Source organism: Pseudomonas taiwanensis DSM 21245 (assembly GCF_000425785.1).
GTDB classification, from domain to species: Bacteria; Pseudomonadota; Gammaproteobacteria; order Pseudomonadales; family Pseudomonadaceae; genus Aquipseudomonas; species Aquipseudomonas taiwanensis.
In genome coordinates this window covers 141,470-148,729 of record NZ_AUEC01000019.1, presented here as the reverse complement: position 1 = coordinate 148,729, position 7,260 = coordinate 141,470, and the positions used below count along the sequence as shown (strand labels likewise).

6 protein-coding genes and 1 pseudogene are annotated in these 7,260 nt (G+C 61.1%); 5 read left to right on the top strand and 2 right to left on the bottom strand.

Annotated elements, in window-relative coordinates; genetic code table 11:
- Positions 1-62 precede the first annotated feature (62 nt).
- Positions 63-281, bottom strand: a pseudogene (locus tag H620_RS0108930) (type VI secretion system tip protein VgrG); the annotation flags it as partial.
- A 395-nt stretch (positions 282-676) separates the two neighbouring features.
- On the opposite strand from H620_RS0108930, the gene H620_RS0108925 reads away from it, so the two are divergent.
- Together H620_RS0108925 and H620_RS0108920 are read left to right on the top strand one after the other, a co-directional pair.
- Positions 677-1,747, top strand: a complete 1,071-nt coding sequence (locus H620_RS0108925; protein ID WP_027907198.1) for an enoyl-CoA hydratase/isomerase family protein — start codon at positions 677-679, stop codon at positions 1,745-1,747.
- 16 nt (positions 1,748-1,763) lie between these two features.
- On the top strand, positions 1,764-2,915 hold the full coding sequence (locus H620_RS0108920; protein WP_023380271.1) for an acyl-CoA dehydrogenase family protein: 1,152 nt from the start codon (positions 1,764-1,766) through the stop codon (positions 2,913-2,915).
- Between the two features lie 62 nt (positions 2,916-2,977).
- Here the strand turns inward: H620_RS0108920 and H620_RS0108915 are convergent, their stop codons facing one another.
- Entirely contained in the window at positions 2,978-4,381 is a 1,404-nt protein-coding gene (locus H620_RS0108915; RefSeq protein ID WP_023380270.1) for a purine-cytosine permease family protein, read from the bottom strand.
- Positions 4,382-4,698: 317 nt separating this feature from the next.
- Between H620_RS0108915 and H620_RS0108905 the strand changes: the two genes are divergently transcribed.
- The 3 genes from H620_RS0108905 to H620_RS0108895 all read left to right on the top strand — a co-directional run bounded on the left by H620_RS0108905 (position 4,699) and on the right by H620_RS0108895 (position 7,194).
- Positions 4,699-5,184 (top strand): flavin reductase family protein, encoded by a 486-nt coding sequence (locus H620_RS0108905; protein WP_023380269.1) that lies wholly within the window; start codon positions 4,699-4,701, stop codon positions 5,182-5,184.
- Between the two features lie 66 nt (positions 5,185-5,250).
- The gene (locus H620_RS0108900) at positions 5,251-6,294 is read left to right on the top strand and encodes an LLM class flavin-dependent oxidoreductase (RefSeq protein WP_027907197.1); all 1,044 of its coding nucleotides are present in this window, start codon (positions 5,251-5,253) and stop codon (positions 6,292-6,294) included.
- 303 nt (positions 6,295-6,597) lie between these two features.
- Positions 6,598-7,194, top strand: coding sequence for an amino acid synthesis family protein (locus tag H620_RS0108895; protein WP_023380267.1), 597 nt, complete (start codon positions 6,598-6,600; stop codon positions 7,192-7,194).
- Positions 7,195-7,260: the final 66 nt, after the last annotated feature.

The following is a 7,260-nucleotide window of genomic DNA, read 5'->3' as shown; positions in this document are numbered from 1 at the left end:
TTCGCCACTCATGCCAGCACCTCACTGCCCAGCGGGCGCTTGGCCGGGTTGGCGGGAGGGCTCAGGCCGTGCAGGCCACGGCCGGCATCGCCGAGCTGGAGGAAAGCGGGTTTGTGTAGCAGGCGTTCCAGGTCCAGCGAAGGGCATTCGCTCACCAGCTCGAGGTCAATGGCACAGGCGTGGCTGATGGCTTCCGTGCCGTTGAAGGCGAGGACCTGGAAATCGTGCTCCAGGCCGTCGATGTGCAAGCTGAAATGGGTCTGGTTCGCGGCGGCAAACATCCCTGTCCTCCTTTAGGAAAACGTAGTGAAAACGACTGCGACCTGACAGGTGAACGTGGCAAGTCGCGGTGCGAGAACAGTACGGGGACGCGCTTCCCATGTATGTCAGATGCAGTTCGACACGACTCGTGGGATACGGACTACATCGGGCGAGATCGGTAAGCGTGATGTTTCACGGTGCAAGGATCGAAGGTGGCCAGCGACGGACGACGCGGGGACGCGACAGCGCTAAAGTTGCATGACTTGTCCGGAAGGCGCGCACATAAGGCAAAAATGCAGGACACCCCTGCAGATTTGTCGATTGTGCACGGTAAATTCGCATGCCACGATCCTGCGACACTCCAGCGCACTCCAGACTTCACTTGGAAAATCAATAACAAAGCAGGGAGAACGCGATGACCGCGCATGCTCACATCTCGGCAACGGATCACGTTTTGGCCGAGGTTCGCAACCACATTGGCCACCTCACCCTCAACCGCCCTACCGGCCTCAACGCCCTGACCCTCGACATGGTGCGCAGCCTGCGCCAGCACTTGGACCGGTGGGCCGAGGACGCACAGGTAAAGGCCGTGGTTCTGCGCGGCGAAGGCCCCAAGGGCTTCTGCGCCGGTGGCGATATCCGCTCGCTGCATGACAGCTTCAAGGCTGGTGACAGGCTTCACGAAGATTTCTTCGTCGAGGAATATGCCCTCGACCTGCTCATCCATCGCTACCGCAAACCGGTTCTGGTGCTGATGGACGGTTTCACCCTCGGCGGCGGCATGGGCCTGGCCCAAGGCGCGGACCTGCGCATCGTCACCGAGCGCAGCCGCCTGGGCATGCCCGAGGTGGGCATCGGTTACTTCCCGGACGTGGGCGGCAGTTATTTCCTGCCGCGCATTCCCGGTGAACTAGGCATCTACCTGGGGGTCAGTGGCGTGCAGATCCAGGCCGCCGATGCCTTGTACTGCGGGCTGGCCGACTGGTACCTGGCCAGCGACGCCCTCACTGCCCTGGAGCAAGGCCTGGATAACATCACGTTCGGCGAATACCCACTCAAGGACCTGCAAAACCTGATGGCCACCCTCGGCACCCAGACCCTGAACGATGCCCCTCTGGAAAAGCTGCGCCCCGTCATCGACCACTTCTTCGCCCAACCCGACCCGCTCGCAATCATCGAGCAACTGCGCGCGGTCAGCATCGGTGACAGTCGCCCGTGGGCCATAGCCACAGCCGACCTGCTGGAAAGCCGTTCGCCGCTGGCCATGGCAGTGACCTTGGAGATGCTGCGCCGAGGCCGCCACCTGGCACTGGAAGACTGCTTCGCCATGGAGTTGCACCTGGACCGCCAGTGGTTCCAGCACGGCGATATCATCGAAGGCGTACGCGCCCTGATCGTCGACAAGGACAAACAACCACGCTGGAATCCGCCGACTTTGAGCGGGCTGAGCCGCCAGCGGGTCGACCACTTCTTCGAAGGCCTGTGAGCCTGGGAGTACGCACATGCAAGACCTGGAACTGAGCGAAGAGCAGATCATGATCCGCGACATGGCCCGGGACTTTGCCCGCGGCGAGATCGCCCCCCACGCCCAGGCTTGGGAAAAGGCCGGCTGGATCGATGACGCCGTGGTGAAGAAAATGGGCGAACTGGGCCTGCTTGGCATGGTGGTGCCTGAAGACTTTGGCGGCAGCTACACCGACTATGTCGCCTATGCCCTGGCCGTCGAGGAGATCGCTGCTGGCTGCGGCGCTACCGGGGCGATGATGAGCATTCACAACTCCGTCGGTTGCGGCCCGCTGCTGGCTTATGGCACGCCCGAGCAGCAACAGGCCTGGCTACCGCGCCTGGCCAGCGGCGAAGTCATCGGTTGCTTCTGCCTGACCGAGCCGCAAGCCGGCTCCGAAGCGCACAACCTGCGCACCCGTGCAGAGCTGGTCAACGGCGAATGGGTGATCAACGGCTCCAAGCAGTTCGTCAGCAACGCCCGCCGTGCCGGACTGGCCATCGTCTTCGCCGTCACCGACCCGGAGCTGGGCAAGAAGGGTCTTTCTGCCTTTCTGGTGCCGACCGACAATCCGGGGTTCAAGGTCGACCGTAGCGAGCACAAGATGGGCATCCGCGCTTCGGATACCTGCGCGGTCTCCCTCGACAACTGCCGTATTCCGGCCGCCAACATCCTTGGCGAGCGCGGCAAGGGCCTGGCTATCGCCCTCTCCAACCTCGAAGGCGGGCGGATAGGCATCGCCGCCCAAGCTTTGGGGATAGCCCGCGCGGCATTCGAGGCTGCCCTTCTCTATTCGCGCGACCGTGTGCAGTTCGGCAAGCCGATCAATGAACACCAGAGCATCGCTAACCTGCTGGCCGACATGCAGGTACAGGTCAATGCCGCGCGCCTGTTGATACTGCATGCTGCGCGCCTGCGCAGCGCGGGCAAGCCGTGCTTGTCGGAAGCATCCCAGGCCAAGCTGTTCGCTTCGGAAATGGCCGAGCGCGTGTGTTCGATGGCGATTCAGGTGCACGGAGGCTATGGCTACCTGGAAGACTATCCGGTGGAGCGGTATTACCGCGATGCGCGGATCACGCAGATCTATGAGGGCTCGAGCGAGATCCAGCGGATGCTGATCGCTCGGGAACTGAAGCACTATCCGTTGTAGGCCCCCCGAAAACGAAGATGGCGCTGCCAAAGGAGCGCCATCACGGTCGTTACGAAGCCCAGTCAGTCATTCGCACTGACAACCTGCCCCGCTTTCTCTTCCTTGCCTCGGGTCGCCAGGCAGTAATAGAGCGGCACCGTCACCAACAAGCCAAACAGCCACGACAGGTCGGCCCCCTCGACGATGTTCGAGTAGGGCCCGACATACAGCGAAGTGTTGGCGAACGGCAACTGCACCAGGATCCCGCAGGCATAGGCGACAATCGCATGGTGGTTGAAGCGCCCGTAGATACCGCCATCGGCGCGGAAGATCGAGGCAATGTCGTACTGGCCTTTCTTGATCAGGTAGAAGTCGATCAAGTTGATCGATGCCCACGGTACGAGCACCAGCAGTAGCGCCAGGATCAGGCCGATGAACTGACCGATGAAGTCCGCCGATGCATTGAGCGCTACCAGGCCGCAGCCCACCAAGATCAGCGACGCCAAAATCACCCGCACCTTGATGCTCGGGGTCCACTGGGCGACGAAGGTCTGGATGGCCGTGACGATCGACAGCACCGCGCCATAGAGGTTGAGGGCGTTATGGCTGATGATGTTGAGCAGGAACAGCACCATCAGGATCGGCCCCAGCCAACCGGTGGCTTGCTTGACCGCGTCCATCGCATCGGTACCTTGCGGCACGCACAGCACCGCCACGGCACCGAAACTGAAGCACAAAATGGTGCCCAGTGTGGCGCCGAAATAGGTCGCCCAGAATGGCTTGGCGATGCCTACCTCACGCGGCAGGTAGCGCGAGTAGTCGGAGGTGTACGGCGAGAAGCTGATCTGCCAGATAGTGCCGAGCGACACCGTGGCGATGAAGCCTGACAGGTTGAACCCTCCGCGGCTGAAGAAGTCAGCCGGCAGCTGCTGGGCGAACATCATGATGAAGCCTGCCAGCAATGCCGAGCCCATCACCCAGGTGCCAATACGGTTCAAGGTGTGGATGAAGCGGTAACCGATCACACCAATGGCCGTTGCGCTCAGCGCACCAATGACGATGGCAGTGGGCATCGGCACGCTGGGGGCGATGCCATGGATCGACTTGCCCGCCAACACGATGTTGGAAATGAAGAAGCCCACATAAATGAGCGCCGTGAAGAACACGATCAGTAAGGCGCCATAGCGGCCGAATTGGCCACGGCTCTGGACCATCTGCGGAATGCCCAACTGCGGTCCCTGGGCAGAGGCCAAGGCGATGACCACGCCCCCGGCAAGATGACCCAGCACGATGGCGACCAACCCCCACAACAGATTCAGGTGGAATACCTGGACCACCATGGCGCCGGTGACGATGGGCAGGGGCGCTATGTTGGTGCTGAACCAAAGGGTGAACAGATCACGCGCCTTCCCATGGCGCTCGGCAGGTGGAACGTAATCGACCGTGTGATTCTCGACAAACTGGTGTTGCGACGACGGTTGGGACATAGGTTTTCAGCTCGAAAGGTCGTTTTTATCTTTGTAAGGAAACCGCGCGGGGCGGCCTCTCAGCTGAAGACCATATTATGGTATTCCAAACTTTTGACAACACTGATGCGGCTGAAAAATGTGTAACTGATCCGGTTCAGCAGCACCCGCAATGCTTGCTTGATTTTTTCAAAGCCGCTGTTCATGCGGCCTTGCGCCATTCATCGTGATTTTTACCCGGTGTAAAATTCCACTTGCAAATCGAGTATTACGGTATACCATCAGACACATCAACGATAAAAACCGCGGACCACCGCAGCCCTCTCGAGGTATTCGCCATGATCGATGCAACCGTCTACAAGCATGTCCTGGGCTCCTTCCCGTCCGGCGTCACGGTCATCACCACCCTGGACGACGATGGTTCGATCGTCGGCCTTACCGCCAGCGCATTTTCTTCCCTGTCCATGGACCCGCCGCTGGTGCTGTTCTGCCCGAACTACAGCTCCGATTCCTACCCGGTACTGATGCGCAACAAGCGCTTTGCCATCCACCTGCTCTCTGGCGAGCAACAGACCGAAGCCTACGCGTTCGCCAAGAAAGGCAAGGACAAGGCCGCTGGTATCGAGTGGACTTTGAGCGAGCTTGGCAACCCCATTCTGGCCGGCGCCACCGCCGTCATCGAATGCGAATTGTGGCGTGAATACGAAGGCGGCGACCACGCCATCATGGTCGGCAAGGTGCACAACCTGATCGTGCCCGAAGAGGCCCCACGGCCGATGGTCTACTGCCGCGGCAAGATGGCCAGCCTGCCCGCCTTCGCCTGAGCCACCTATCGTCATCAATGACGCCTGGCGCACCAGGCGACACCTTAAAGCTCCGAGGAAAGCCCCATGAAATTTTCGTTGTTCGTGCACATGGAACGTTGGGATGAACAGGTCAGCCATCGCCAGCTGTTCGAAGACCTGACCGAACTGACCCTGATGGCCGAGAACGGCGGTTTCAGCACCGTGTGGATCGGCGAACACCACGCCATGGAATACACCATCTCGCCGAGCCCGATGCCGCTGCTGGCCTACCTGGCCGCGCGCACCGAGAAAATCCGCCTGGGCGCCGGCACCATCATCGCGCCGTTCTGGAACCCTATCCGCGTGGCCGGTGAATGCGCCCTGCTGGACGTGATCAGCAACGGTCGCATGGAAGTGGGCCTGGCCCGTGGCGCCTATCAGTTCGAGTTCGACCGCATGGCCAGCGGCATGCCCGCCACCGACGGCGGCAAGGCGCTGCGTGAAATGGTGCCGGCCGTACGCAAACTGTGGGAAGGCGATTACGCCCATGAGGGTGAGGTTTACAAGTTCCCGACCTCCACCAGCGTGCCCAAGCCCGTGCAAAAAGGCATGCCCCCGATGTGGATCGCCGCGCGCGACCCGGACTCGCACAATTTCGCTGTGAAAAACGGCTGCAACGTCATGGTCACCCCGCTGATGAAGGGCGACGAAGAAGTGCTGGACCTGAAGAACAAGTTCCAGGCCGCACTCGACAACAACCCCGAAGTACCGCGCCCGCAACTGATGGTGCTGCGTCACACCCACGTACACAGCCCGTCGGAGCCCGAAGGCTGGAAGGTTGGCGCCCAGGCCATCTCGCGCTTCTACCGCACCTTCGACGCCTGGTTCGGCAACAAGACCACGCCGGTCAACGGATTCCTCGAGCCAAGCCCGGAGTCCAAGTTCGCTGAAGTGCCGGCGTTCGCGCTGGAGAATATCCGCAAGAACACCATGATCGGCACGCCGGAAGAAATCATCGCGCGCATCAAGTACTACCAGGAACTGGGCGTCGACGAGTTCAGCTTCTGGTGCGACAACAGCCTGCCCCACGCCGAGAAGAAAAAGTCGCTCGAACTCTTCATCAAGGAAGTGGTGCCGGCGTTCGCCTGAATTCCCATTGCCTGAAACCGTTGCGGGATGAGCCCGCTCCCGCGGGCCCTCGTGGCCCGCGTGAGCGGGCATTTTTTTGCATGGGCGGCGTTCCCATCGCCAGCCCACTGAAATCGAGAACAGTGCAGCACCTGCAGGTGCATGGCTACCCGCGAGAAGTCCAGCACAGACAGCCCAAAAACCAAGGGATCAGCCCACCTTTCGTCCCCCTGACCAGAGAAATTGTTCGGCACCTCTTGCACAACAAATATTATGGTATACCATCAGACAACAAGAGCTGATAACCCTCACCAGGAGCCCCCCATGAGTTTCGAAATCCGCAAGATCGTCACCTACTCCGAAGAGACCCGCATCGAAGGCGGCAAAGCCACCGACAAGCCAGTGACCATGGTCGGCCTGGCCGTGGTGATCAAGAACCCATGGGCCGGTCGCGGTTTCGTTGAGGATCTGAAGCCGGAAATCCGCGCCAACTGCTCCGAGCTGGGCGCGCTGATGGTCGAGCGCCTGACCGCCGCCATCGGCGGTGCCGACAAGATCGAAGCCTACGGCAAGGCCGCCGTGGTCGGCGCCGATGGCGAAATCGAACACGCTTCCGCCGTGATCCACACCCTGCGCTTCGGCAACCATTACCGCGAAGCCGTCAAGGCCAAGAGCTACCTGAGCTTCACCAACAAGCGCGGCGGCCCAGGCACCTCGATTCAGATCCCGATGATGCAGAAGGACGACGAAGGCCTGCGTTCTCACTACATCACCCTGGAAATGCAGATCGAAGACGCCCCGCGCGCCGATGAAATCGTCGTGGTCCTGGGCGCCTCCGACGGCGGTCGCCTGCACCCGCGCATCGGCAACCGCTACATCGACCTGGAAGAACTGGCTGCCGAAAAAGCCAACGCTCAATAACAACAACCAAGACGGGCCGGGGCGTTGCGTGCAAGCGCCACGCCCGACCTTCAAGGAGCGCCCTCC